Annotated in this window: 26 protein-coding genes; 19 read left to right on the forward strand and 7 right to left on the reverse strand. The window is 40.8% G+C overall.

Translation table 11 applies throughout. The features are described from left to right. Positions 1-48: 48 nt before the first annotated feature. Complete coding sequence (locus UQ64_RS07505; RefSeq protein ID WP_060622831.1) at positions 49-1,044, reverse strand: HAAS signaling domain-containing protein; 996 nt, start codon at positions 1,042-1,044, stop codon at positions 49-51. Continuing rightward, on the reverse strand, positions 1,031-1,378 hold the full coding sequence (locus UQ64_RS07510) for a PadR family transcriptional regulator (protein WP_060622832.1): 348 nt from the start codon (positions 1,376-1,378) through the stop codon (positions 1,031-1,033). Before UQ64_RS07510 ends, UQ64_RS07505 begins: the two co-directional genes overlap by 14 nt. A gap of 261 nt (positions 1,379-1,639) precedes the next feature. Between UQ64_RS07510 and UQ64_RS07515 the strand changes: the two genes are divergently transcribed. The 6 genes from UQ64_RS07515 (at position 1,640) to UQ64_RS07540 (ending at position 7,345) form a co-directional block, all read left to right on the forward strand. Beyond that, positions 1,640-2,548: an aminoglycoside phosphotransferase family protein gene (locus tag UQ64_RS07515; RefSeq protein ID WP_060622833.1), complete on the forward strand. Its 909-nt coding sequence runs from the start codon at positions 1,640-1,642 to the stop codon at positions 2,546-2,548. 95 nt (positions 2,549-2,643) lie between these two features. Beyond that, the gene (locus UQ64_RS07520) at positions 2,644-3,111 is read left to right on the forward strand and encodes a MarR family winged helix-turn-helix transcriptional regulator (RefSeq protein ID WP_060622834.1); all 468 of its coding nucleotides are present in this window, start codon (positions 2,644-2,646) and stop codon (positions 3,109-3,111) included. A gap of 96 nt (positions 3,112-3,207) precedes the next feature. After that, complete coding sequence (locus UQ64_RS07525; protein ID WP_060622835.1) at positions 3,208-4,179, forward strand: ring-cleaving dioxygenase; 972 nt, start codon at positions 3,208-3,210, stop codon at positions 4,177-4,179. Positions 4,180-4,211: 32 nt separating this feature from the next. Continuing rightward, complete coding sequence (locus UQ64_RS07530; RefSeq protein ID WP_209445732.1) at positions 4,212-5,273, forward strand: LLM class flavin-dependent oxidoreductase; 1,062 nt, start codon at positions 4,212-4,214, stop codon at positions 5,271-5,273. A gap of 15 nt (positions 5,274-5,288) precedes the next feature. Continuing rightward, on the forward strand, positions 5,289-5,855 hold the full coding sequence (locus UQ64_RS07535) for an NADPH-dependent FMN reductase (RefSeq protein WP_060622836.1): 567 nt from the start codon (positions 5,289-5,291) through the stop codon (positions 5,853-5,855). A 395-nt stretch (positions 5,856-6,250) separates the two neighbouring features. After that, positions 6,251-7,345, forward strand: a complete 1,095-nt coding sequence (locus UQ64_RS07540; RefSeq protein ID WP_060622837.1) for a winged helix DNA-binding domain-containing protein — start codon at positions 6,251-6,253, stop codon at positions 7,343-7,345. A 380-nt stretch (positions 7,346-7,725) separates the two neighbouring features. On the opposite strand, the gene baiCD is transcribed toward UQ64_RS07540, so the two are convergent. Beyond that, positions 7,726-9,651 carry a bile acid Fe-S flavoenzyme BaiCD gene (baiCD, locus tag UQ64_RS07545; RefSeq protein WP_060622838.1) on the reverse strand — a complete coding sequence of 642 codons (1,926 nt, stop codon included), beginning with the start codon at positions 9,649-9,651 and terminating at the stop codon, positions 7,726-7,728. Positions 9,652-9,827: 176 nt separating this feature from the next. On the opposite strand from baiCD, the gene UQ64_RS07550 reads away from it, so the two are divergent. Beyond that, a complete protein-coding gene (locus UQ64_RS07550) occupies positions 9,828-10,361 on the forward strand; it encodes a PadR family transcriptional regulator (RefSeq protein WP_060622839.1) in 534 nt (177 codons plus the stop codon). Positions 10,362-10,815: 454 nt separating this feature from the next. On the opposite strand, the gene UQ64_RS07555 is transcribed toward UQ64_RS07550, so the two are convergent. Both UQ64_RS07555 and UQ64_RS07560 read right to left on the reverse strand, forming a co-directional pair. Then, entirely contained in the window at positions 10,816-12,081 is a 1,266-nt protein-coding gene (locus tag UQ64_RS07555) for an alkaline phosphatase (protein ID WP_060622840.1), read from the reverse strand. Between the two features lie 128 nt (positions 12,082-12,209). Then, positions 12,210-12,818, reverse strand: coding sequence for a methyltransferase family protein (locus tag UQ64_RS07560; RefSeq protein WP_060622841.1), 609 nt, complete (start codon positions 12,816-12,818; stop codon positions 12,210-12,212). A 144-nt stretch (positions 12,819-12,962) separates the two neighbouring features. Here UQ64_RS07560 and UQ64_RS07565 point away from each other — a divergent pair, with 144 nt between their 5' ends. Continuing rightward, positions 12,963-13,280 carry a hypothetical protein gene (locus UQ64_RS07565; RefSeq protein WP_060622842.1) on the forward strand — a complete coding sequence of 106 codons (318 nt, stop codon included), beginning with the start codon at positions 12,963-12,965 and terminating at the stop codon, positions 13,278-13,280. A 19-nt stretch (positions 13,281-13,299) separates the two neighbouring features. Here the strand turns inward: UQ64_RS07565 and UQ64_RS07570 are convergent, their stop codons facing one another. Then, complete coding sequence (locus UQ64_RS07570; RefSeq protein ID WP_060622843.1) at positions 13,300-13,848, reverse strand: MepB family protein; 549 nt, start codon at positions 13,846-13,848, stop codon at positions 13,300-13,302. Between the two features lie 131 nt (positions 13,849-13,979). Between UQ64_RS07570 and UQ64_RS07575 the strand changes: the two genes are divergently transcribed. From UQ64_RS07575 to UQ64_RS07625, 11 genes are all read left to right on the forward strand, one after another. Beyond that, positions 13,980-14,780 carry a phosphotransferase family protein gene (locus UQ64_RS07575; protein WP_245237876.1) on the forward strand — a complete coding sequence of 267 codons (801 nt, stop codon included), beginning with the start codon at positions 13,980-13,982 and terminating at the stop codon, positions 14,778-14,780. An 88-nt stretch (positions 14,781-14,868) separates the two neighbouring features. Further along, positions 14,869-15,114, forward strand: a complete 246-nt coding sequence (locus UQ64_RS29915) for a cysteine-rich CWC family protein (protein WP_082651018.1) — start codon at positions 14,869-14,871, stop codon at positions 15,112-15,114. Between the two features lie 87 nt (positions 15,115-15,201). Further along, positions 15,202-15,771, forward strand: a complete 570-nt coding sequence (locus UQ64_RS07580) for a 5' nucleotidase, NT5C type (protein ID WP_060622844.1) — start codon at positions 15,202-15,204, stop codon at positions 15,769-15,771. Positions 15,772-15,923: 152 nt separating this feature from the next. After that, positions 15,924-16,250, forward strand: coding sequence for a PadR family transcriptional regulator (locus UQ64_RS07585; RefSeq protein ID WP_042189881.1), 327 nt, complete (start codon positions 15,924-15,926; stop codon positions 16,248-16,250). 6 nt (positions 16,251-16,256) lie between these two features. After that, a complete protein-coding gene (locus UQ64_RS07590) occupies positions 16,257-17,030 on the forward strand; it encodes a permease prefix domain 1-containing protein (RefSeq protein ID WP_060622845.1) in 774 nt (257 codons plus the stop codon). Positions 17,031-17,360: 330 nt separating this feature from the next. After that, positions 17,361-17,984, forward strand: a complete 624-nt coding sequence (locus tag UQ64_RS07595; RefSeq protein ID WP_060622846.1) for a TetR/AcrR family transcriptional regulator — start codon at positions 17,361-17,363, stop codon at positions 17,982-17,984. A 45-nt stretch (positions 17,985-18,029) separates the two neighbouring features. Continuing rightward, the gene (locus tag UQ64_RS07600) at positions 18,030-20,369 is read left to right on the forward strand and encodes an FtsX-like permease family protein (protein ID WP_060622847.1); all 2,340 of its coding nucleotides are present in this window, start codon (positions 18,030-18,032) and stop codon (positions 20,367-20,369) included. A gap of 15 nt (positions 20,370-20,384) precedes the next feature. Beyond that, a complete protein-coding gene (locus UQ64_RS07605) occupies positions 20,385-21,149 on the forward strand; it encodes an ABC transporter ATP-binding protein (RefSeq protein WP_060622848.1) in 765 nt (254 codons plus the stop codon). Between the two features lie 376 nt (positions 21,150-21,525). Beyond that, complete coding sequence (locus UQ64_RS07615; RefSeq protein WP_060622850.1) at positions 21,526-22,557, forward strand: aminoglycoside phosphotransferase family protein; 1,032 nt, start codon at positions 21,526-21,528, stop codon at positions 22,555-22,557. Positions 22,558-22,571: 14 nt separating this feature from the next. Further along, positions 22,572-23,054, forward strand: coding sequence for a GNAT family N-acetyltransferase (locus tag UQ64_RS07620; RefSeq protein ID WP_060622851.1), 483 nt, complete (start codon positions 22,572-22,574; stop codon positions 23,052-23,054). After that, a complete protein-coding gene (locus UQ64_RS07625; protein WP_060622852.1) occupies positions 23,051-23,800 on the forward strand; it encodes a hypothetical protein in 750 nt (249 codons plus the stop codon). Before UQ64_RS07620 ends, UQ64_RS07625 begins: the two co-directional genes overlap by 4 nt. Before the next feature lie 26 nt (positions 23,801-23,826). Here UQ64_RS07625 and UQ64_RS07630 read toward each other — a convergent pair whose 3' ends face one another. Next, positions 23,827-25,092, reverse strand: coding sequence for an MFS transporter (locus tag UQ64_RS07630; RefSeq protein ID WP_060622853.1), 1,266 nt, complete (start codon positions 25,090-25,092; stop codon positions 23,827-23,829). Positions 25,093-25,132: the final 40 nt, after the last annotated feature.

Genomic DNA, 25,132 nt, shown 5'->3' on the forward strand with positions numbered 1-25,132 from the left:
ATCCTAGGGCCCTTGACCTTAGGATCTGTTTCATTTTTACTGAAAATATTAAATTCTGGCCTTGCGGAAGCCTTCATATATATTGAGAACCGCAACTAAAATCAGGCAAGCAATTCCCCCACCTACTAACCCCGTTTCAAATTGATTAGCTGAAGTGGTTAATAAATTAGACATGTAGTTAATGAATTCTTGGTTAAATACATTCGGATTTATAAGGATAATAGCGAATACAATAAGCACTAAAAGCTCGAGGCCCGTATTACATAATGCTAATTCTCTAGTCCATTGTCTCTTGATCAATTTATATATAGTTAATGCGACTTCTAATCCGATCACAATAAAAATAATAGGCCAATAATCAAGTAACACATGCTGATTAAAAACTGGGGCTACGAAGTTATGTGCGCCTTCCCCCCCTCTATAGACTCTAATCAGGTGTTCAGCATTAAAATAAACAGTAGCCCAAATGGCGATCCACAGTAAACTTCCGAACACTTCGAAGCTTGTAATTGCTTTTTTCTTATGGACAAGCGCGATATCCTTCAAATCATCAGGAGTCCATTTCCTTAATTTTGTAGTAAGTGGATGACCTTCTTTTCCTTTATCTGCTCGTTCGATAATGGCGAATACAACAGTTATCCAAAAAAAGACTTGGATTCCTACTTCAAGGAAGGTTCCAATTCCTGTACTTATAACTGCAGTAACAATATCCGCAACTGTTTTATCGCCGCTATAGCCAATCAAGTAATCAGCAACCAGAGCGATTAAAGAAACAACTACAGCGATCGGTATAATCATTTTTAATAACGTAACATATAAATCGAAATAACGTGGGCCGATGAGATACATGGGCTGATCGCGATACTCACTTGCTAAAATAGCGGGATTGCCCAATTTTGTAAGGACGGCTTTTACCTCTTTTTCGTCATAATCATCCGGTAACATATCCTCGATGGTTGATCGTAATTCTAATGCGATGTCTTCCCGATTTTGTTCCGGTAACCTCCGAGTAACTTCATAAATGTAATTCTCAATCAGCTTCATGGTCATCCTCCCCTTGTAATAGGCCGTAGAGTTCTTTCGAATTCTTAAGCCATTCTTCCTTTAGCTGTAAAAAAATTTCTACGCCATAGTCACTTAGAACATAATACTTACGGGGTCTGCTCTCGGATGTGTCCCAGCTGCTTGTCACTAATTCCTGTTTCTCTAATCGGCGAAGTAATGGATATAGGGTGCTTTGATCAATGGTGATGCTGGAATCCTCCAATAATTGAACGAGCGAGTATCCATATTGGGGTGTTCGTAATTGACTTAAAACAGCTAGCGTTAACGTACCTCTTCTAAGCTCTGTAATTAAGGAGTTTAATAAAGTACTCATTCACCCACCTCATTGTTTTAAAAATATATGAAATTATAAGTTTCTCTTATAAATTTTCATATATTTTTCGTTTAAACGCTTGCCGTCCTGGAAGGACGCCGAAGACGTTTTACTTGCTGTGTGTCATACAGTATGTGTTTTATACTATGTATCATACACTATTGTTGATACAGTATCAATTGAAATAAAATAATCTTCTAGGAAAAAACAAGAAAATTTTACTAATCGATCAAAATGAGATAAGAGGGAGGGCAAATTGAAATGAATCCATTCTATAGTGATATCCCGGGCGCCACTACATGGGAAGTTGTCGAGCCTGTTCTTAAGGGTTGGTCAAAGGATAAGAAATACTACATAAAGACCATTAGTGGCAGCGAACTTTTGCTGAGAACTTCGGAAATATCCCAATATGATCAGAAGAAACGGGAATATGAAGCTATCCTGCTGCTGGATGATCAAGATATTTTGATGTCGAGACCGCTTCAGTTTGGGATATGCAATGGTGGTCAGACAGTGTATTCCTTATTGACTTGGATTGAAGGGGAGGATGCGGAAAAGATTATCCCTATGTTAAGTTCTGAAGAGCAATATCAACGGGGTGTGACAGCGGGACAGTACTTAAAATCTATGCATCAAATGCCTGCGAGGAAAGATCAAGTGCCGTGGGCTGATTATTATAATGGTAAGATCGATAAGTACATTACCAACTATAAAACATGTGGCCTACTTCTAAAGGGAGCAGATAAAGTCATTCAATATATTGAAGCCAATCGATACCTATTAGCAAACCGTCCTCAAACTTTTCAACATGGTGATTATCATGTAGGGAATATGATCGTTACAAAATCTGGTGATCTGGGAATTATTGATTTCAACAGGTTTGATTATGGTGATCCTTGGGAGGAATTTAATCGGATAACTTGGTGTGCATTTATGAGTCCAGCGTTCGCCTCGGGTCGTATTCATGGATATTTTAATAATGACGTTCCGGATTTGTTCTTAAGATTGATGGCTTTATACATTGCTAGCAACCAGTTATCAAGCATTCATTGGGCGATTTCCTTTGGGGAAGAGGAAGCTGCTAATATGTTGAGCAGAGCGGAGAAAGTTCTGGAGTGGTATGATGATTTTCGAACCTATATTCCGAAGTGGTATTGGGCAAGCAAGTAGGATTCCTACTGTGCTTGACTTGTTCTCAGTTTACTAGTATACTCATATTAAGAAATCAAATAAATACAAAATAAACAAACGATGGACGTGACCAAATGAGAAACAATGGATTCACTGAGGAGAACCAACTAAGCTTATTGATCTGGTTACGGCTAGTAAGGGTATATGAGAATAGTAACGATCTTTCCAATGAGTTCTTGAAACAATTTGACTTGAGCGTCAATCAGTTCGATACATTGGTACAAATATTAATACATCAGCCTGTATCACAGATGGAAATTGCAGAACACCTAACCATTACCAAAGGCGGAGTATCGCATATGTTAGGCCGATTAGAAAAAGAAGAATTAATTGAACGCAAACAGGATTGGAAAGTGAAGTACATTACTTTAACGGAAAAGGGTCAAACACTTATTGAGAAAGTACTTCCTTTGCAATCGGACTTCCAGGCTTCGTTATTCGATCCTTTGACTGACGAGGAGAAGAAAGTATTCTACAACATGCTTAAGAAGATTCATCGGCATAGTCAAGATGTGAATCGACTCCCACGAGGTGTTCAGTAGGGATGACAAGCTTTATTAATCATAAAGCTTACTTTTTTTCTCATCAGTATACTAGTAAACTTAAATTCAACACAACTTATTTAGGAGGTTTTTAAAATGAAACAACAACCCATAAACGGACAACACCATGTATCCATGATTACTAAAGATGCTAAGCAAAACTTATGGTTTTATACAGAGGTACTGGGACTCAGACTTGTAAAGAAAACAGTCAATCAGGATGATCCATCCATGTACCATCTATTTTACGGTAATCGTAATGGCGCACCTGGCACTGAAGTTTCTTTCTTCGAAATGCCAAATGCAGGTCAGACTCGCAAAGGGACGAACAGTATTAGTTCTTTCTCTCTGCTAGTTCCTAGCGATGAAGCCTTGTCGTATTGGGCTAGTCGATTAGATTCTTTTGAAGTTCCGCATGAAGCTATTGTAAGGATCGGGGAGCGCAAGGCACTTACTTTTTATGATAGAGATGAATTAACGGTCCATCTAGTATCTGCTGAAAAAGATAACGGAATCGAGCTAGTTGAGCCGTGGATTACAGAAGATATTCCTCCAAAGTATGCCATCGTTGGATTAGGACCCGTTGAATTGACTGTACGTGAGGCTAGCCAAACTAAGGCGGTTTTGGAAGATATTTTAGGGTATACACAAGTTCGGACAGAACCATCCATGGGTGATCCGAAGGTTATGGTGGATATATATGAAACCGGTAAGGGTGGATTATACACCGAGCTCCAGGTTAAAGAAGTAAATGACAAAGATCGGGAGAGACCAGGTAAAGGGAGCATCCATCATGTGGCTATAAGAGTGAAGGATGTCGAAGAACTAACCGAATGGGCCGCCAAAATCACTGCAGCAGGGTTTAAGAATACCGGGGTCATCGATCGTTATTACTTCCATTCTTTGTATTTCCGTGATTCGAACCATATTTTATTCGAGCTTGCTACAGATGGTCCAGGGTTTGAGATTGATGAATCTTTTGATGCACTTGGAGATAATTTGACCTTACCTTCATTTCTGGAAGAACGTCGTGAAGAGATTGAATCAAAGCTTCATCCTATCCGCTAAACCTAATACAACTATGAAAAGAGGACATAATCATGATGGAACAATATAGAATCGATGAGAATAAAGGGTTGGAGCTAGGTTTATACACGTTAGGTGATCACACCACAGACGCCTTAACAGGAAAAGCGATCAGTGAACGACAACGGATTCAAGAGATTGTAGCTGCTGCCAAATTAGCTGAGGATGCTGGGTTAGATGTATTTGGAGTAGGCGAGAGTCATCAACCCAAATTCATTACCTCTGCAGCCTCGGTTGTCCTAGGAGCCATTGCAAATGCAACCGAACGTATAAAGCTTGTGAGTTCAGCAACTGTGCTAAGTACTGCAGATCCTGTACGTGTATACGAGGACTTCGCAACTTTGGATTTGTTATCCGGCGGTAGAGCAGAGATTGTTGCTGGACGTGGATCGCGTCTTGGTGCTTATGAACTATTTGGTTATGACGTAAGAGATTATGAAGAACTGTTCGAAGAGAAAATTGAATTGCTTATGAAAATAAATGAGTCCGATCGTATTACGTGGGCAGGGAAATTCCGTCCTGCACTAGATGATATGGAAATCTTCCCTAAGCCATTGAATGGGAAATTACCAATCTGGCGAGCGGTTGGGGGACCTCCAGCAAGTGCAATTAAGGCGGGAAGAATGGGGATTCCGATGATGCTGACCACCCTTGGTGGACCGTCATCTGCATTTAAGGGTTCGGTGGACGCATATCGTATGGTTGCAGCGCAATCAGGATTTAATCCAGCGGAGCTTCCTGTCAGCACAACTTCATTAATGTATATCGATCCGGACTCACAAAAAGCATTCCGCGACTATTATCCTTATATCAATCACTTAATGAAAGAGCTACGTGGATCTTACTATCCGAAGGAACAATTTGCGGAAGCAATGAGTGTGAGAAATGCGCTGCTCGTAGGAAGCCCACAACAAATTGTAGAGAAGATCCTCTATCAACATGAGATGTACGGACATAACCGTTTTCTAGCTCAGATTGATGTTGGTGGTTTACCTTATGCTCAAGTGGAACAAATTATTGACTTGTTTGCATCTGAAGTAGCACCAGCCGTAAGACGCGCTACAGCTAAGAAATAAGAAGGAGGGGTTATTATGAAGATCATTGGGATATCAGGGTCTATTGTTGGATCGAAGACTAGAATCGCTGTACAGCAAACACTTAATAATATTATAGAAAAGCATCCGGATTTCGAAGTAGAACTAATAGATCTAGGTGATTATAAGCTAGAGTTTAGTGATGGACGAAGCTACATGGACTATACAGGCGATACCAAAGTCGTTCTGGAGAAAATCATGGAGGCCGATGCGTATATCATCGGAACCCCTGTTTTTCAAGCTTCGATCCCGGGAACACTTAAGAACCTATTTGATTTACTCCCGGTTAATGGGTTTAAGGATAAAGTTATCGGAATTGTAGTTACAGCAGGCTCTTCCAAACATTATTTAGTGGCAGAACAACAACTGAAGCCGATCCTCTCTTATATGAGAGCGGTGGTGGTTCCTAAGTATGTTTTTATTGAAGAAAAACAATATGATCGGAAAATAATTGTGGACGATGACATCATTTTTAGACTGAATCGATTAGCTAATGAATTGGTGAATACAACGGATGCGATGCAGCAAGTGAAGAAAGCGGAGGAAGAAGCGTTCTTCTTTTAAAAAGTAGGGCTCTGTTAAAGAAAACACCTCTTGCGTGTAGTATAAAAGGGCAATTCAAACCTTACGTTGTATTTTGTGCAACAGAACAGATCTGAAAGTAAGTGGATCTGATTTCTGTTGCATCTTTTACAATCAAATGTAGGCTGAATCTCTTTTTTGGAGGTTTTTACCAAAATCTAATGCACGAAGTGCAATAGAACTCTTTTTTTGAGGGAAATAAAGATTTTCTGTTGCAGAATATGCAATGGAACGGGGTTTATATCCTAATTAATTCTCGTAATTCAATAGAATCAATAGTAATATCGACATAGACATGAGCATGAAGAACTTAGCTATTTCATCAAATATTTGGAAGTGTATAATTTAAGAATTCATGTCTGAAAAGGAGGAGTAGTGTGACGAATAACCTTATTGCTAATCACCGTTTATGTAACCAAATGATCGCAGGCTCTTTGCATTATACACCAGAGCAGGTCGTGAAAAAAATGGGGGCTATACAAGCGCAAGACTATATGCAGGCGGTATGGGGTATAGGACTTCGTTCTCCAGGCACGAAATTAGCTGATATAGAGCGTGCTATTGTTGACCGTAAAATTATTCTTACTTGGACGCTACGAGGAACGCTTCATTTCGTCCCGGCAGAAGATGTGAAGTGGATGCTTCAGCTATCTGCACCGCGTTTAGCATCACAAACGAAGCGGCGAATGGCGGAGCTTGGACTTGATGATCAAACACTGGAGCGCTGTAGAGAAATTATAGTGGATGCTTTAAAGGGCGGGAAGCAAATGGATCGTTCAGTCCTACTTCAGCTAATAGAAGAGGAAGGTATCCACACGGGGGATCAACGCGGTTATTATATGCTCTGGAATAGCGCCTATCAAGGATTAATTTGTTTTGGACCGATGAATGGCAAACAGCAAACGATTGTGTTGTTAGAGGAGTGGGTGCCAGATTTCCGTGAGCTATCTTACGAAGGCGCATTGCAAGAAATCGCTTTGCGGTATTTTACAGCTCGTGGATGGGCGACCGTTCAGGACTTCGCTTGGTGGGCAGGTATAACGCTTACAGATGCTAGACGTGGACTAGAATCTGTGAAAAATGAACTTCAATCGGAGGATATAGATGGTAGCGAGTATTGGATATCTACTGATCGACTCACTCCTGCTGATGAAGATTCGGGAGTCTATTTACTTCCGGGTTTTGATGAGTACATTCTTGGTTATAAAGACCGGGGTGCTGTACTTGAGCCTGAGACGGCTCCTTTGATTGTGCCTGGGAATAACGGTATTTTCCTGCCGATGATTGTCGTAGGTGGTAAAGTTGTAGGTACATGGAAACGTACGATTAAGAAAAAAGGGATTGAGATAATCCTTCATCCATTTAGAGAGCTTCGAAATGCTGAAGAAGCTGTGTTTAAAGCTGCTGAACGATATGCTGCTTTTATTGGGCTGCCGATACTCAAAATAAGCTTGTTCTCTCTAATGAAATAAGAGTATATATTCTGTAATGTAACTTTGGGCAAGACGATACATATGCAACAGTGCAGGCACTAACGCTAAGCCTTCGGACACCATTGCACTTATTAGCCTCTAAAAGCCTTATTTTGTATTGCTTTTTGCGGAATAAGATCATTTGGGTCCGTTAGACTTCAAAAAAAGGTTACTTTTTGATCAATAGCGTCTTGTGAGTCCGAACAGTGGATTCGTAGGAGGTTTATCAATCGTGGGTGGAGCGGATGAGAGATAATAGATGACGAACGACAGTTGTGGATGGTAGATGATAGATGGCAGATACAGATAACACTGATAATAACGTAACCCGGCAGGCGCGACCTGCCGGGTTTATTTATAAATCTGATTGATCATATAAACTAAATTCTTCTAGCTAATTCTGCACCCTCCCAAATTGCATTAAGCGCTCTGCGTGCTTGCACTGCGTCTCCGATTACATGATAAGGAATGGCGCTTTCCTCCAGGAAGTCCTGAAGGGTCTGCTTGTTGAGGGCACGTGATCCGACTGCGATTACTACATAATCAGCTGGCAGGCTGTGAAGCTCCCCATCTTTTTCAACCATTACGCTATCCTTTTGGATCGCCATGCACTTGCTGTTGGTCATTAATTTAACGCCGTGGCCATATAGGCTTTCCATAACACAGATTTTACGAAGGATTCCCAGATCATTTGCTACATCGTCTTGCATTTCTACAACAGTGATTTGATTTCCTCGTTCGACCAGCAGCTCAGCGACCTCGAGACCGACCAAACCCCCTCCAATAATAACAACTCGACCTTCAGGATGGGCTGTTCCCCATAATACAGCATGTGAATTCACAACATGACTATTCAGAACGCCTTCTACTGGAGGAATAATTGGGGTAGATCCGATCGCAAGAATGACTTCATCCGGACTAATTTCTTGGATAAGTTCTGGAGTAACCTCCGTATTCATTCGGATTTCCACACCTTCACGTTTAGCGGCTTCTCCCATATTCAGAGCAGCGGCGGCCATTTCTTCTTTACGCGGTGCGGCACCGGCGATATAAAGCTGTCCGCCGAGAATGTCATTCTTTTCGCATAAAATCGGAGAATGCCCACGACGTTTCAGTGTGACCGCTGCTTCTAATCCGGCTGGTCCACCACCAGCAATAAGGACTTTCTTGGGCGTGCTGGTTCGCTGTAATTCATATTCACTTTCTCGTCCGGTAGCAGGATTAAATACACAGCTGATGAAAGGTACTTTCGGATTCACGAATCCATCGAAGCAGCCTTGATCACAACCCACACATTTAACAATCGTGTCTGCACGTCCAGCTAATGCTTTGTTACAGAATTCAGGATCAGCGAGTTGAGCCCGACCTATGGCTACGAAATCAGCCAGTCCTTCGGCAATTATTCGATCCGCAACCGCAGGATCATTAATACGTCCCACGGCGATAACTGGAATGTTAACCGCGGATTTAATTTGTGCTGCGTTATCTACATTGAAACCTACGGGCAGATCGATTGGAGGTACTTCATATTTAATAGCTGCGCCTGATGGAACCCCACGTGATACATTAATCGCATCAATACCTGCTTCCTCAGCGTGCTTCGAGAAGAGCTTCATATCTTCCAGCGTAAGTCCGCCTGGTAGATCCTCAATGGCGGATATTCTCATCAAGATAGGGAATTCAGACCCAACCGCTTCTCGAATGGCACGAATACAAGCGAGAGGGAAGCGGCAGCGATTCTCCCAAGAACCGCCGTATTCATCCTGACGGAAGTTCATCGCCGGGCTTAGAAATTGTTGCGGCAAATAACCATGACCGGCATGGAATTCCACACTGTCAAAGCCAGCTTTTTTTGCACGTGAAGCAGCATCTGCGTAAGCTTGAACCATCTCGCTAACTTCGTGATGCTCCAGTTCTCGGGGGATATGTGTCACACCCTCGAAAGGAACAGGGGAGGAGGAGACCTGAATCAGGTTGGGAGTTACTTTCCCTCCATGCCATAACTGAAGACAGCTTTTGCCGCCTGCATCACGAATAGCTTGAGCCAATTGGGTCATACCAGGTATGAATTTATCATCATAAAGGGCTGGAGCATCATCAGAAGCAGCCGTTGGGTGAATAGTTGTTACTTCAACTGTATTTAAGCCGTTACCGCCTTTAGCTCGTGCTACATGGTAATCAATTAAGCGCTCGCTGACATAACCACCCGGTGCATTCATTTTAGTTCCCATGGCAGGCAAAATGACCCGGTTCTTGAGCTCCATATTTCCAATCGTACCTTTGCTGAACAAGTGTGCGAATTCCATGCAATAACTTCCTCTCTATACTTAGGTTAAAAATAACTAGGTTATTTTAACCTATATTATCGAAAGAGATGATAAAAGTATATGCATAAAATCACGAAGTATTTGGCACAAATGCAGTCCTTGAGGTAAGATAAGAAAATGATCGGAAATGAAATCCGGTAGTACGGAGGATGAATATGGATATCGAAGTCTTGATTCTGGCTCAATTAATAAAAGGGTCAAAACATGGTTATGAGATTAAAAAAAACATCATTTTCGTAATGGGTAACGATAAAATCGTTAATAATAATTCGCTGTATCCGAAGCTGAAATTGTTTGAAAAGCGGGGGTGGGTGATTAAAAAGACGGAAATGCAGGAACGCCGGCCCAAACGGTATGTGTATTCGATCACAGCCGAGGGTGAGGAGCGGTTTCATATCTGCTTGAACGAATTTTCACTGGAGACTATTCGTATAGATAATGAATGGTCTATTCGTCTTGCTTATTATGAGCTACTTGATCTGGAGGCTCGCCGCAGATTGCTTGATTACAGAGAGACCTACATGAAAGAGAAGCTGGAACATTTACAACAGTTATCCCTAGTGATTGGGAATGGTGAAGATTTGGATTACTCTGAAGAGTTGTATTTTTATACCCGTAATATGGTATTGCGGGAGATAGAGTTAATCCATGAGCTGTCCCATAAACTGGACTCCTTAGATAAGGATTGATCCGTATGACAGATATCTTGCACATCTCGCCGACACTGTAATTAAGGAAGTAACGGTTACATCCAAGGGGAGAGTCATTCAATCTGTCGTAAAGCCACTTGAAAAGAACACTGATTCAGATGAACCGGATGTTTCAATTCCCTATGTCAAGCTTGGAGAAATCATACAAATCGAATTTAGCAATACAGCTCCAGACAGCTACTTTTAAGCTCGATTCGAATATGGCGGCTTTTCTTAGCTCAAATAGTAAGGATTATGAATCAGGGGCAACTATACGGGATTTCGTCTGACAGGCGAGTGGCTAGACCAGACCAAGGAAATCACGTTTGTTGTTCGAACAGATGCTAAGTAGTTATGGAGATCACAGTGTATAAGGGAGAACCCGGAATTGCGATTCATAAATGACAAAAGACTAACCAGAAAGTCTGGCTAGTCTTTTGTTCGTTCGATCTTATTATTTCACTTTAATGCCCATGGCTTGCGCGATCTTAGTAAATACTTCGTTATTTTCGTATACTCCAGTAAACAACTGAGCGTTTTTGCCCATGGCCGTAATAGGAATATCCACTGCTGTATGACCTGAAGTCGTCCAGTCTACAACAAAATTCTGCTTGGAGTTAGCGATAGCGAACGGACCATCCTCTTTGGAAATGCCGTCACCTGATTCATCTTCAGCATTTACGGCTTCAATAGAGAATCCACCTGTTTCATGGTCGGCGAGAACTAAGACAAGGGTATCGGGATTCTTTTTAGCAAAATTTTTGGCGACCTGTACGGACTTATCTAACTCTTGCCCCGCTTTAATCGTCATCTTGGCATTGTTTTGGTGAGCAAACTCGTCAGTACCTTCTTCTTCAACCATCAGGAAAAATCCATTTTTATTTGCTGCAAGCGTGTCTATCGCTTTTTTCGTCATTTCAGGCAAGGAAACAACCGGATTATAGATATCTCCTTCACCCTCAGGATTTTGCTGGAACATTTCCTCGTTTGCAAATAACCCGAGAAGCTTGCCACTTTTCGCCTTTTGCATATCTGTTTTGTTCGTTACGAAGGAGTATCCAAGCTGCTTAGCTTTATCTACAAGATTACCTTGCGTACCTTTACTCTTCTCTGAAGGATCTGCAACAGGCTCATCTGCGAACGTACCTGGATTTCCTACCGGATACCAGAAATCTTCGCCTCCACCGAGAAGAACGTCAACTTTGCTATTGGTCAGAAGCTGTAGAGCGATGTCACTTTGTTTAGAGCGATCTTCGACATGAGCACCGAAGGCAGCGCCTGTAGCATCAGTAATTTGACTGGTAGTTACAACACCTGTAGATTTCCCTGTTGATTTTGCATATTCCATAATGGTTTGGACGGACTTTTTATCAGCATCCATCCCGATGGCTCCGTTATAAGTCTTGACTCCGCTGGCATAGGCTGTGGCTGAAGCAGCTGAATCTGTAACAGGGACAGTGGAGCTTGTATGAATTAGTCCAGCATATGGCATAGAATCCATCGCTAGATTTCCTTTTTCACCTACTGTAGCTAGGCGGATGGCATTGCGCTGGGCAGTACCCATTCCATCACCGACAAACAGAATCACATTTCTTGTGTTCGATGAAGCTGCATTGGCCTGATTTGGTGCTTGCGTAGTGACTACGCTGGAAACGAAGAGAGCAGTTGCTGCAGTCGCTACAATTGCCGTCTTAACGCCGTACTTTTTCGGTGATTTCATAATTTCCCTCCTAATGTATGTTTACAACCTCATACTATAGTAATTACATTAAGAGAATGTTTTCGGATATTGTAAAAAATGTAAATTGTAGCGTACTTGAAAGGATAAGATTTACAGTAGGTAAGGGTTCAAAATAAAATATATCTAGGTGTATTATTACAATATTGAATATATTCATCTCCAAATACGGACTTTAAATGTTGCTCTTCCTGAAGAATTAGTAAATGAATGGCAACAATGTTAAGAATGAAGATAATAAGTGTTAATGAATTTGGATACATAAGATACAATCCCAGAAACATGAGATCAAAACCGACAAATGCGGCGTTTCTACTAAATTTATATATACCGTGCGTGATAAGTTTTGTTACAGTAGACTTATCAATCCCAACTCTCCACGAAGTGCGCATGGCGATCATTGCTTGTATGAAAATGGAACATCCGAGGGCTGCTACACCAACACCGATAAAGTGAATCACCGGATGATCAAAATATTCACCTACGAGTGTAACTAGGTATGTCTCTGCTAAGGAAAACGCAAACCACGCTGTTCCCCACACAAAAGTAGTAGTCTTAACGAATAGCTCGGTATAATGGATCTTAGATCGTTTTTTTCCTTTAGCTAATACGTTTCCTTTAATGTGGTTCTTCTTGTAAAGTATAACGAGCTTCAATAGGTAAGAAATAAGGAATATAGAGAAAAGAGTTAGGGATAGGATATTTTTTAAATTACTCATTGTAATTTCCTCCTCACCAATACATATGAATGATTGCTCATATGTTTGCTTATATCTTATTTCTTCATGCTGTACGTGTCAACCCAATATTGCTTGAGGAGGATAACGTGAAAAGAACAGTGTATAAGAAATGGTGGTTATATAATGAATCCAGAATATGATGAAAAATATCAAGGGGAAGACGGATTCTTTCAATTATCCGCTATTTCTGGAGAGGGGGTATCCATCGATGATGTAGTAAACATGGATGCATTTCATCAACTGAAGCCTTATGGCTCCGATCCACAAATTATTGAACTGACACTAGAAGGGCTAAAAGCGGAAGAGAAAGCACGATTGATTGTGCCTTCTGCTGTCCAGGAAGAGGAATGGAATCATCAGGCCGCTATTATTATGAAATATCCAGAGGCGGTGAAGATAGGAGATTCCTCGTACAATTATTTTATTTGTGGGCGGATATAAAGCATGTGGAGGACATTGGTCAGACTGTACGATTTACGGGGAAACCGTAAAGCATTTGCGCACGAAGAAAGTCTAATGGCTTATCTGTTGGTATTTCTAAGAAATATTCCAACTGCCATTTTTGCGTCTTTTGAGCCTGACGACTCGTGGGATTATCCCATGGCGGGTACACACGAATTGCTCTTTTTCCACCCTCACCTTTATTGGATAATATATCTTGATCACCTAGGGCAGCTTTTGGAAATACAAATTGACCAAAGTGATTCTCATTGCGCGTACTTATAACGAAGAGATCTGCAGGATCGGATATGTCATAAGGTTGAATCGGCCCATCCCCAATTCTCTCCCATAACGTCAAAAACTGACCGATCTTTGTAGGTGTGATTTTTGCAACACGGAATCTAATGGATAGCGCATTTAAATTAAACATATACGCTCCATATTCCGCATTGTGTGGTTCATGGATGGGCTCAGAGTAATTAAGATTGCACGGGTTATATACAAGTTCCTGAGTAGCAAGTAGATCACTATGAATAATATCTGACAAGCTTTGTTTTTTAACTTTCATCTGTTCAAATCTCCCGGTTGAGCCCCATAGAACACTCTATAGGTACTCCTAATGTTCACTATCTTAATGCAAGAATAGCGAGTTCACAACCGTTCACAGAGCACTTTTCCCTTGAGATTGGAGATAGTCGTATGAAATCCATACATAAATTAGTTGGAATTTTTAAGCTGAATGTCTTGAAGATAGAGTCTGTTCCTGAGTCGTTTAGTTCTGAAGTGTATAAACTTACTCTTATTAACCTAGACAATGTATATGTGAAAATTCCATACAACAGGGATAAACTGGTTTGTGAATTTCATATGCTTGAAAGACTAAAGGGTGTTATACCTGTTCCAAAAGTATTGGATTTCTGGGACGGAGATGATATGAATGTTGGTGCATTGCTTCTATCCGCTATAGACGGGGTGCCTTGCATGAGTAACATTGATCAGAGTCTGGCTTATCAGATCGGGATGTATCATGCCACGCTTCATGAAGTTACCATGCCAGCGTATGGATGTTATGGATCCGATGGTTTTCAGATGGTAAAGAACAATAGCTGGAGATTATACCTGAAAAATAATTTTGAAAAGTGGAAAGAACCTTGTAAGGGGCTCCTTCAGCCTGATCTATTTGAGAAATGTATTACTCACTTTGATAGCGTATATTCGGCGTTACCTGAACCTGATGGGCCTTGTGTTGTTCATATGGATTTTCGACCAGGCAATATATTAATAAAAGATAATGAAGTCATTGGTATAATTGATTACGAGAGTGCTCGCGGTGGTTCCTCAGAAATTGATTTTACAAAAATGAACCGGTACGTTTGGGAAGTGAACCCTCTAACACGGCTCCCTTATGTGCAAGGCTACGAATCGGTTCGTCCTTTACTCGATCTCGAAGATATAATACCGTTTTATAATTTTTATGATGCTTTTAGTAGTTTGGTGTAAAACCAGAGGGATTGAAAAGAATCAGGCATTTCTTCAGGAAAGTATAGAGGTATTGCAAAGATCTGTGGGAGGAATGAATTGATGGGGAATGTTCAGAGGTAGAAATATTTTAGTGATTTATGGGGGAGTAGAAGCATTGGAAATAAAAAATAAACAAGATGAACAACGGTATTGTCCTTTATGTAAAAAATTAAATCATTGTGGTGCTGATAGTGGCGATTGTTGGTGTTTTCATACGGAAATTCCTTCTGAACTACTAGAACGGGTACCTATAGAACTAAGAGGTAAAGCCTGTATCTGTCAAAGATGCGTTGAGGCGTTAAAAAAACATTAACCAGAAATTTAACTAACTCAAGACGAAAACAGTAATTACATTGTGTATACTTAAATAGTAATATAAAAAAACATATGGGGGACACAGATGAGAAAGTCAATAATTGCAGTTGATATGGATGACACGATATGCCATCTAGTCAAACGAGCTATATACCATAACAACAATGATTTCCCCACTCATGTACTGAAGTACGAGGAGATGCTTGATTGGAATACGGATCATTTACGTCATCCAGATTGTACACAAGATGTATTCTATGGGCGACCTGGACTATATGAAGAGCTTGAACTGTTTGACGAGCATGTTGTAGGAGAAATGGAGAAGCTACACAATGCTTATGATGTTATTATTGTTACGGCGGCCCAGCCTCAGGCAGTTGTTGAAAAATGGAACTGGCTGCAGAAGCATATGCCGTTTATTCCCATTGGAAATTTCTTCCCATGCAAACGAAAGAATCTTATTAATTATGATCTTCTGATCGATGACGGGGTTCACAACTTGGTTCCTGCATTGCAGGACGGAAGGAAAGTACTCTGTATTCCGCATCCATGGAATTTGAGAGCCCGTGAACAATATGGATTTCCATTATTGACCTCCTGGGAAGGTGCGAAAGAGAAGATTGATCAGATTTTTGAAATTCAAGAGACTAGTTGATTTGAGGAGAGTTGCTCACATAGAGCAATTCTCTTTTTTTATGCTGTTTAGATTTTTTTGCCTATTCTTTTGTTAACTACTTCATCTGTCATAGTAATTATGGTATACTGAAACTACTACGACAGATGAAGTAATTATAGGGGGTACCATTTTTGATCAGCAGTGATGTTATACGTGGTTACAATGATACGATGATCCTCTACATGCTGCTGGATGGGGAATCCTACGGGTACGAGATTTCCAAGAATATCAGGCAGCTGACTCAGGAGAAGTATGTCATGAAGGAGACAACGCTGTATTCCGCTTTTACCCGGCTGGAGAAGAACGGGTACATTGAATCCTTTTATCTGGATGAGAGTCTTGGCAAGCGGCGCACATATTACCGGATTACCCCGCTGGGTCTCGCCTATTACCGAGAAAAATGTGAGGAATGGAAAGTTACGCAGGAAGTTGTAAACCAATTTATCAAGGAGTGGTGATAGTGCATGGAGACGATCATAGTATATCTGGATAATATGTTTGCGGGTCTGCCCAAGACTCAGGAACTGGAACATCTGAAGCAAGAGCTGCTGTCCGGGATGGAGGAGAAGTATCTGGAGATGAAGCTTGCTGGCAAGTCGGAGAATGAGGCGATTGGTATTGTCATATCGGAATTCGGCAATATTGAGGAGTTGACTGCTGAGTTAGACATCCATCCAGCCGGACAGGAGAAGACTGTGCCCATGCTGAGTGAAGAAGAGGTTTATGCTTATGCGGCTGCCAAACGTAGCTCTGGATTATGGACCGGTCTCGGTGTATTTCTCTGCGCTTGCGGGGTGGCGCTGTTGATTACTCTTAGTACACTGTTTGAAAATAATGCTGATATGGCTGATAAAGGTTCGATGCTGGGGCTGGTCGGGATGTTCGTGCTGGTTGCTGTGGCCGTTGGGATGTTCATTCACAGCGGCATGAAACTCGAGCGCTTCGAAAGTCTAGAGCAAGGCTTTCAGCTACCTTATGCGCTCAAAACAGCGCTTCAGCGCAGTCAAGCCCTTTATGCTCCGACTTATCGCCTTGCTTTGATTGTGGGCGTCTGTCTATGTGTGCTGTCGCCGACCTTTATCTTCGCAACTTCTTATGTCAACGATGATTTCGCCGCTTATGGCGTCTCTGCCTTTCTGGTGATTGCAGCAACTGCGGTGTTCTTGTTCGTCTATTACGGAAATATCCAAGAAGCTTATACGAAGCTACTGAATGAGCCACATATCGATGCAAAGTAGAAGGAAGAAGAACGATTTGTAAGGGCTGTGTTATGGCTTTTGGCGGCGATAATATTCCTGTTTACAGGATTTGTTTATCAGCGTGGGCTGTTAACAGGGTTGTATTCCTAATTGCTGATATCCTGTCCGGCATGTTCAGCAATGAATATCATATTCTAAAGCGTAAAAATGTCTACTGATTATGCTGACTGCACATTAAGGTAACCACATTTTTTTGGAGGTTACCTTTTTCTTTTGTCCAATTCGCTTGAACATCATTGACAAGATGTATAAAATGTATTTAAATGGAATAGACCGACGGTCGGTCTATAAAAGGAGGACTCAAAATAAATGAGAATTTCCAAAGAAGCGGAAGAACGCAGAAATGAAATATTAGATAAGGCAGAAATTCTCTTTTTTACGAAAGGCTATGTGAGAACTACAGTGAACGACATCTTGCAGGAGATCGGGATTGCCAAGGGCACGTTCTACTATTATTTCAAGTCGAAGGAGGAGGTTATGGATGCGGTGGTCACGCGAATCATTGATGCTGGAGTGGATGCTGCCAAGATCATTGCTGCTGATCCAAAGCTCTCTGTGCATGAAAAGCTACTTCGAATCATAATGGCGCAGAAGCCTGATTCGGAGGGAAAAGGTCGGATGATTGAACAGTTTCATCAAGGAGAGAATGCGCTAATCCATCAGAAAAGTTTGGCTGAAACTATATTGAAGCTAACACCTGTGTTGACAGAGGTGATAGAGCAGGGAATCGAGGAGAGCTTGTTCCACTGTCCATATCCTAAAGAAACGATGGAATTTCTATTGGTCGCTTCACAATTTCTGTTTGATGAAGGGATTTTTAAGTGGCAGCCGGAAGAGATCATCCTCAAAATTCAGAGCTTTATTTATATTATGGAAACTACGTTGGGAGCTGAAAAAGGAAGCTTTTCCTACGTAACGCAAATGTTTGAATAAGGTCCGAGCAGGGAGGATGAATTAGACGCAGGGGAGAGGAACTCAATGCTGCTACAAATTGTGAAAAAAGATTTTCAAAGAAATAAAATTATAACGATCGTATTATTAATTTTTATGATGTTATCGGCGTTGCTTGCTGCCTGTGCTTCTCAAGTCATTATGGAATTGTCCGGTTCTTTAAGTAATTTGCTGGATAAATCAAAAGCTCCCCATTTTGTTCAAATGCATGCTGGTCCAATAGATAACGCAGGTATTCAAAAATTCGCCTCTACAAATCCACTTGTTAAGAATCAACAGACAGTAGAAATGCTAAGGATAGATGGCTCCAATGTCGTCTTAGGTAACAATAATAAGTCGGAAGAGAACAGCGTGATGGATATCGGCTTTGTAAGGCAGAACCCATCGTTTGATTTGCTGCTGAATTTAGAGAATCAAGTGATAAGGGTATCCGAAGGAGAAATCGCAGTTCCTATTTATTATAAGAAGGAGAATAATCTGAACATTGGTGATCAGGTCACCCTCTCCAATGGACAGTTAGATAAGAAATTCATTGTTACTGATTTTGTTCGTGATATTCAAATGAACCCAGCTATTGTTAGCTCGAAGCGCTTTGTCGTAAATGATACAGATTATAATGCACTAAAGAAGAACCATGGAGAAGTTGAATACCTAATTGAATTTCAAATCACCGATTTAAGTAGACTTAGCGAGTTCCGTAATACCTATCAATCCTCAGATATGCCCGGCAAAGGACCAATGATAGACTATCCTTTGTTTAAGACGCTGAATGCGCTGACAGATGGGATTATTGCAGTTGTCATTATTTTGGTAAGCATCCTTCTACTGATTATTGCCACCCTATGTTTAAGATTTACGATGATCGCGACCTTAGAGGAGGATTACAGAGAGATTGGCGTCATGAAAGCAATTGGAATCTCACAGCAAGATATTAGAAGGATCTATTTGGCAAAATATATGGTTATGGCAGCATGTGCTTCACTATTAGGATATTTGTTATCTTTAGGTGTGGTGCGGTTGTTTACAGCGAATATTACATTGTACCTGGGGACTGCTCCGAAAACGATCCTTCAGCCTATTGTTCCAGTCTTAGCGGTTGGTCTGATCTTCGGGATGATTATGTTCTTTTGCAGAGTTATTCTTAGAAGGTTTAATCGTATAACAGTAGTTGAGGCTTTAAGGTCAGGGACTGTGGGCGAATTGAAAGGGAATACAGGTACAATAGTTTTGAGTAAGTACAAGCATATAAATGTGAATGTTTTTCTAGGCCTAAAGGATGTTTATGGACGCTTGACCATGTTCGGATTATTGTTCTTCGTATTTGTGATTTGTTTGTTTATTATTCTTGTGCCAGTGAATTTATTGAATACTCTCCAGTCCCCCCGGTTTATTTCTTATATGGGTGTAGGTCAAAGTGACATGAGAATAGATTTGCAGCAATCTGATCAAATAGAGAAACGATTTAATGAACTGATAACCACGCTAAATAAGGATCCCGACATAGCTAAATTCTCACCATTAATCACATCTCGATTTAAAGTGCTAGGCAGCGATGGCGTATGGGAGAACATCAATGTTGAGACAGGAGATTTCTCTATCTTTCCGCTCACCTATGTTAATGGAGGAACCCCTGAAAGTGGGGATGAGATTGCCCTTTCTGATTTGAATGCCAAGGAATGGAACAAAAGGGTAGGAGACAGCGTTCTTTTGGAGGTAAATGGCGCTTCAAAAAAATTGACCGTTAGCGGGATCTATCAAGATATAACGAACGGAGGCCGAACTGCAAAAGCCCGATTGCCTTATGATCCGAAGTCTGTTCTATGGTATATCGTAGCTTTAGATGTGAATCCGAATGTTTCGGTTCAGGGGAAAATGGATCAATACGCAAAGTTATTTTATCCAGCCAAAGTCACTCATTTAGAAAGCTATTTATCTCAGACGCTCGGGAATACGATTAGGCAATTGAAGCTGGTCACTGGCTTATCCATTGCCATCTCAATATCGATTTCTGTACTGATTACTGCTTTATTTCTAAAAATGCTGCTAGCAAAGGACGCTTCGCAAATCGCAATCTTGAGGAGCATTGGCTTTACGTTAGAAGATATTCGAAAGCAATATCAGGTAAGGCTACTACTGGTATCGGGTCTCGGAATCATTCTCGGAACCTTTTCAGCTAACACTATCGGACAAAAATTCGCTCAATTACTCGGATCTTTTATGGGAGCATCCAACATACAGTTTGTAGTTAATCCGGTGGTAGCTTATCTAATTCTCCCTCTTTTTTTCATGCTGATTGTAGCACTCACAACCGTAGTAAGCACGATATCGATGAAGAAATCCAAAATATCTAAACTGATTGTTGAATGAGGGGGAGGTGGTAGAATGTTCATATTAGAGACGAAGGGTTTAAATAAAACTTTTGAAACCGGGCAGGGAACCCCGCAGACGGTATTAAAAGATGTTCATTTGCAGGTATCAAAGGGAGAATTCGTAGCTATAATGGGGCCTTCTGGCTCAGGGAAATCAACATTGCTTTATACGATCAGCGGTATGGATCGGATGACTTCAGGAAGTGTTATTTTTAAAGGGCAGGACATCAGTGGTCTTTCTGAGCGTGAATTGGCTGTACTGCGTCTAAATCAAATGGGATTTATTTTTCAGCAGATGCATCTTTTAAAAAACCTGAATATTCGGGACAATATCATTTTATCCGCTTATCAAGCTAAAATCGTTAACCGTAGAACTATTAATAAAAGAGCCGCCGAGTTAATGAAAAAAACCGGGATCTCCGCACTCGCTGAGCGTGATATTACACAAGTGTCGGGTGGACAACTGCAAAGAGCAGCGATCTGCAGGTCAATCATCAATGAGCCTGATATTCTCTTTGGTGATGAGCCAACAGGTGCGCTGAACTCTAAAGCTGCTAGTGAAATTATGGAGATATTAATTGATATTAATCAGGCTGGTACTACGATTTTACTGGCTACGCATGATGCGAAAGTCGCTGCTCAGGCAGAACGTGTGCTATATATGCTGGATGGCAGTATAACTTCTGAGCACAGGCTTGGGAAATTAAATCGCATAAATGGTGACTTAAAAGAGAGGGAAGAGAAGTTATCTGCCTGGTTGTTTCAATTGGGATTCTGATTGATCTAGGAGCCATAGAGATGTCTAGGAATATACTTAGGTACACGACAAATCTTGAACTTCAGAGTATCGCTACAAATATCATCTCAGCACAAACTGAAAGTATCTCCAATATGCAGGCTATTCAGTGTAAATGCAATATCTGCCCAAAGCTGAAACCTATTCTGTATGCCATTATTAACAACGCAATGCGAAGGCATTAAGCAATTTAAAAAACTACTAAATCAACTCGATCATTGTTAATATAGCCTTATCTGTAAAAGCGATTGCTTACCCCGGACATCCGGATCAAAGCAATTGCTTGTTTAGTTTACGACTCAGCTCTATAGAGATATACTCTATATGTTTTTACTCCATTAGGAAAGGGATACATAACATGGAAAACCTGAATTATAACTTGAATTTTGAAATGCTATGTGCAAAATACGAGTTAGGGCATTTGAAAAATGAACCTGAACAGGTAACAGGAGGTCTTTTGCATAGAATGTATCGTCTACAAACGGATAAAGCGCTATATGCAGTGAAAGCTTTAAATCCTCAAATTATGCAGCGGGATACTGCCCTGTACAACTATACTCTTTCTGAAAAAGTAGCGAATATGGCTTATCAAAATGGAATAAATGCAGTACCGGCAATCGTATCTAATGATCGTTTTATACATGAAGTTGAGAGTCAATACTATTTATTGTTTCCATGGGTCGAAGGTAAGACTTTGCCATCAGGAGAAATTAATATAGAGTGTTGTAAAGTGATCGGGGAAATCCTTGCAAAAATTCATAAAATCAATTTCTCTACACTTCTTGATCATCATTTTAATGAGAATCTTGAGGCAGTAAATGCTTCGACTGTTCGTTGGAATGAGTATGCTCTAAAAGCAATACAGGATGGTTTGGAATGGTCTAGCTTGCTATTAGATAACCTGAACCAAATAAATCATTGGGAACAACTTGTAGATTCTTCAGCGGAACAATTATCGAATCATAGGGTTATCAGCCATAGGGATCTAGATCAAAAAAATATACTATGGGATGAGCATCAGATACCCATTATTATTGACTGGGAAGCTGCAGGGCCTATCCATCCAACACAAGAGCTGATAGATGTAGCCCTTTATTGGTCAGGTTTTGAATCGGGAAGTATAAACAAAGATGCTTTCTGCACACTTATTAGTACCTACAAGGATCGTGGCGGCGAGATTTATGCTAACTGGTCCGATGTGCTCAACTACGGTTTTCAGGGGAAGCTAGAATGGTTAGCCTATAATATTAGACGATCACTTGGACTAGAGAGTACGGATAATACAGAGCGAGAACTTGGAACCCTTGAAGTAATAAGTACAATTAATGCTTTAAAAGACTATGAAAATTTTATTCCTAAGTGTATCGAATGGTGTAACCAAGACTACTAAAGGAGAACTTATACATGAATGTAGTAAACGCTACTATGGAGGATATAAGAGGATGGCTGGAGCTAGAGGTGGAGTCCCTTTTTGGACCGATGGTAGATGATCCGAATTTCACTCTAGCTTTAGAAAAAAACATCAGTCGAGAAAGTGCTTTTTGTGTAAGAGAAAACAATGGTTCGCCAGGTTCAGGATTACTTGGAGGAGTGTTATTTTCTTCAACCAATGCCCCTACCTACAAAATTGGGTGGTTGTCGGTTTTAAAGGAAGAAAGAAATAAAGGAGTCGCAACAGCCCTGATTAATCATATACTCCAAAGTGTCGATACCCCATCAGAGGTTCTTGTTACTACATTTGGTGAGGATCATCCAGAGGGTCAACCTGCTAGAAGATTTTATCAGAAGTTTGGTTTTGTTCCTATGCAGGATGGGGTTCCAAATGGCCTCGAAGGTGGCTCAAGACAAAATTTCAAGCTGACGATCGCTCACAAGGATTCATTATGAAAAAAATAATCTATTTATCGGTGATTTCATTTTTCTTGCTAGCGATTTCTTTTAGCCCATTATTCAACTATATCCGTGAGTATATGGTTTCAGATCAAATCAATCAGCGTTATGAGATAAACCATGCTGAAAAAGGATATAACACGTTAAACGTTCAAGAACTAACGGTTGATAATAAGCGAATTAAGATCCAAGAAGAAAATACAGGCAGGAAAGCAGAATTGACCCTTTGGGATGAAGAGGAAAATGTCCCGCCTGGTGATATTGTCAAAGTTCAGTTTTTATTAAATGATCAAAAAATCTCAACCCCTGATGAAATATGGCTGTCTAATCGGGAACGAGGAAGCAGATATTTCTCTTGGATAGATATTCTCACTGTTAAGGATCGAAAGACTGGTGAAAAAGGAGTTAGTATAGTCCAAAGACTTACAGATGATAGTCAGCCGATGGAAAATAGAAAGTGGAAAATAATCTCGATTTCGCATGATGGGAACATAGAAGAAAAGGTGCTGAGTTATGCTCAAAGAAGTGATAATCATCTAGGTGTGAAACTTATCGAGTTCTCTGGTACATCACTTATGGGTATGGGCTTCTATTCGGATATTAGTAAAAGTTATCCAAGCGTATTTTTTCCTTTAATTTATCCATTTTTAACAGGTGTCCTGGGAATCTTCTTATTGATCATTATTGTTGTTCAATTACTGATTGAGCTTCATGATAGGCGTGTAATCAGGAAAAACGGGTGATAACGGTCATTAGATATGATATAAAATTACTTATAATTACGAATCACCTTTAACTTGGTCAAGGTTAATAAAGCAAACAGTAGCAGTAGGACTCCGATAGAACCCATGACAGGGGCTGGACTGTAGTGATCGGACAGGAATGAAACGGCTGTAAGACCAATTGAGGGTGCTACACTCATAATGGAGCCTAATACACCGAAGACTCTGCCTTGAATATCCTCCGAAACTTCCAGTCTGAGGATGGTATTTATCAGTAATGTACAGAATGAGAACATAAAGCCAATTAAAAGAATGACGGGAATAGCTAACGCAGCAGTAGTGACGAACGATAACAGGAGGTACATAGGACCCAGACATAGAAGTCCAGTCATGATAAGGAAGCCGCGGTTTTTTATTCTAGAGCCGAGAAACAATATCATGCTGGAACCAATCATATAACCCAGTGGAATACAGGCTTCCATGAGTCCAAATTGAAAAGGACTAGAATTCCATACTTTAACGGCCATAACTTGCGTTAGCATCAGTGAAGGCATAAAGAACAAAGTGAGCGTAGGGAGCATTATGACAATCGCTCGGGCGAAGGGGTATCTCCAAATATAACGAACGCCATCCACAAGATCTTGCGTAAATTTTCTTTCTTCCTTAGGTCCGGCATTCATTTTGTTTGGCAGTGGAAGGGAGCGAACGGCAAGAACCAGTAGAAAGGAAACGAAAAATGTAGCTCCATCAAATAATATGGCATCCGCTGCCCCGAAACTCGCTACAAAAACACCTCCAGCAGAATATCCAATAGTCCGACAGATGTTCTCCGATAAGTTTAGAATCCCGACCGCTTTTTGCACATGCTCTTTGCCAACAACAGTGGTAATAGAAGCTTGGTACGCGGGGGACTGGAATAAAGCTGAGACTGTCGTAAGTCCCGTCAATATGGCCACGATAATGAATGATGTAGAAGACATGGAAATAGCTAAAGCAAGCGTAACTGCTATACCGCAGCTTATCAAATCTGTGATTAACATAATGGTTCTGCGATTGATCCTGTCTGCGAGTGTGCCTCCTATGGATCCGAGGAAAGAACTGAGCAATAAATTGATTATCGTAATAATAGCTATCATTTTAGCACTTCCGGTCGTCTGAAGTACCCATAAACTTAAAGCAATGCTGTGAAAGGTATTTCCAAACAAGGAAATGGAATACGAACTCAGTAGTAGCATGAATCTCCGGTTTCCCCAAAGGGTTGGATAGGATTGAACAGGGGGGGATACATGTTTTGCTAAGACAGGATCTGTCATTGGTATCTCTCCTCTCGACTTAAACGCTTAAGTGAATACC

This window comes from Paenibacillus etheri (assembly GCF_001012825.1).
In the GTDB taxonomy this organism is placed as follows: Bacteria; Bacillota; Bacilli; order Paenibacillales; family Paenibacillaceae; genus Paenibacillus_AQ; species Paenibacillus_AQ etheri.

Coding starts and splice junctions, on each gene's coding strand:
- UQ64_RS07505 (WP_060622831.1), bottom strand. CDS start 1,044: ATGAAGCTGATTGAGAATTACATTTATGAAGTTACTCGGAGGTTACCG.
- UQ64_RS07510 (WP_060622832.1), bottom strand. CDS start 1,378: ATGAGTACTTTATTAAACTCCTTAATTACAGAGCTTAGAAGAGGTACG.
- UQ64_RS07515 (WP_060622833.1), top strand. CDS start 1,640: ATGAATCCATTCTATAGTGATATCCCGGGCGCCACTACATGGGAAGTT.
- UQ64_RS07520 (WP_060622834.1), top strand. CDS start 2,644: ATGAGAAACAATGGATTCACTGAGGAGAACCAACTAAGCTTATTGATC.
- UQ64_RS07525 (WP_060622835.1), top strand. CDS start 3,208: ATGAAACAACAACCCATAAACGGACAACACCATGTATCCATGATTACT.
- UQ64_RS07530 (WP_209445732.1), top strand. CDS start 4,212: ATGATGGAACAATATAGAATCGATGAGAATAAAGGGTTGGAGCTAGGT.
- UQ64_RS07535 (WP_060622836.1), top strand. CDS start 5,289: ATGAAGATCATTGGGATATCAGGGTCTATTGTTGGATCGAAGACTAGA.
- baiCD (WP_060622838.1), bottom strand. CDS start 9,651: ATGGAATTCGCACACTTGTTCAGCAAAGGTACGATTGGAAATATGGAG.
- UQ64_RS07550 (WP_060622839.1), top strand. CDS start 9,828: ATGGATATCGAAGTCTTGATTCTGGCTCAATTAATAAAAGGGTCAAAA.
- UQ64_RS07555 (WP_060622840.1), bottom strand. CDS start 12,081: ATGAAATCACCGAAAAAGTACGGCGTTAAGACGGCAATTGTAGCGACT.
- UQ64_RS07560 (WP_060622841.1), bottom strand. CDS start 12,818: ATGAGTAATTTAAAAAATATCCTATCCCTAACTCTTTTCTCTATATTC.
- UQ64_RS07565 (WP_060622842.1), top strand. CDS start 12,963: ATGAATCCAGAATATGATGAAAAATATCAAGGGGAAGACGGATTCTTT.
- UQ64_RS07570 (WP_060622843.1), bottom strand. CDS start 13,848: ATGAAAGTTAAAAAACAAAGCTTGTCAGATATTATTCATAGTGATCTA.
- UQ64_RS07575 (WP_245237876.1), top strand. CDS start 13,980: ATGAAATCCATACATAAATTAGTTGGAATTTTTAAGCTGAATGTCTTG.
- UQ64_RS29915 (WP_082651018.1), top strand. CDS start 14,869: ATGTTCAGAGGTAGAAATATTTTAGTGATTTATGGGGGAGTAGAAGCA.
- UQ64_RS07580 (WP_060622844.1), top strand. CDS start 15,202: ATGAGAAAGTCAATAATTGCAGTTGATATGGATGACACGATATGCCAT.
- UQ64_RS07590 (WP_060622845.1), top strand. CDS start 16,257: ATGGAGACGATCATAGTATATCTGGATAATATGTTTGCGGGTCTGCCC.
- UQ64_RS07595 (WP_060622846.1), top strand. CDS start 17,361: ATGAGAATTTCCAAAGAAGCGGAAGAACGCAGAAATGAAATATTAGAT.
- UQ64_RS07600 (WP_060622847.1), top strand. CDS start 18,030: ATGCTGCTACAAATTGTGAAAAAAGATTTTCAAAGAAATAAAATTATA.
- UQ64_RS07605 (WP_060622848.1), top strand. CDS start 20,385: ATGTTCATATTAGAGACGAAGGGTTTAAATAAAACTTTTGAAACCGGG.
- UQ64_RS07615 (WP_060622850.1), top strand. CDS start 21,526: ATGGAAAACCTGAATTATAACTTGAATTTTGAAATGCTATGTGCAAAA.
- UQ64_RS07620 (WP_060622851.1), top strand. CDS start 22,572: ATGAATGTAGTAAACGCTACTATGGAGGATATAAGAGGATGGCTGGAG.
- UQ64_RS07625 (WP_060622852.1), top strand. CDS start 23,051: ATGAAAAAAATAATCTATTTATCGGTGATTTCATTTTTCTTGCTAGCG.
- UQ64_RS07630 (WP_060622853.1), bottom strand. CDS start 25,092: ATGACAGATCCTGTCTTAGCAAAACATGTATCCCCCCCTGTTCAATCC.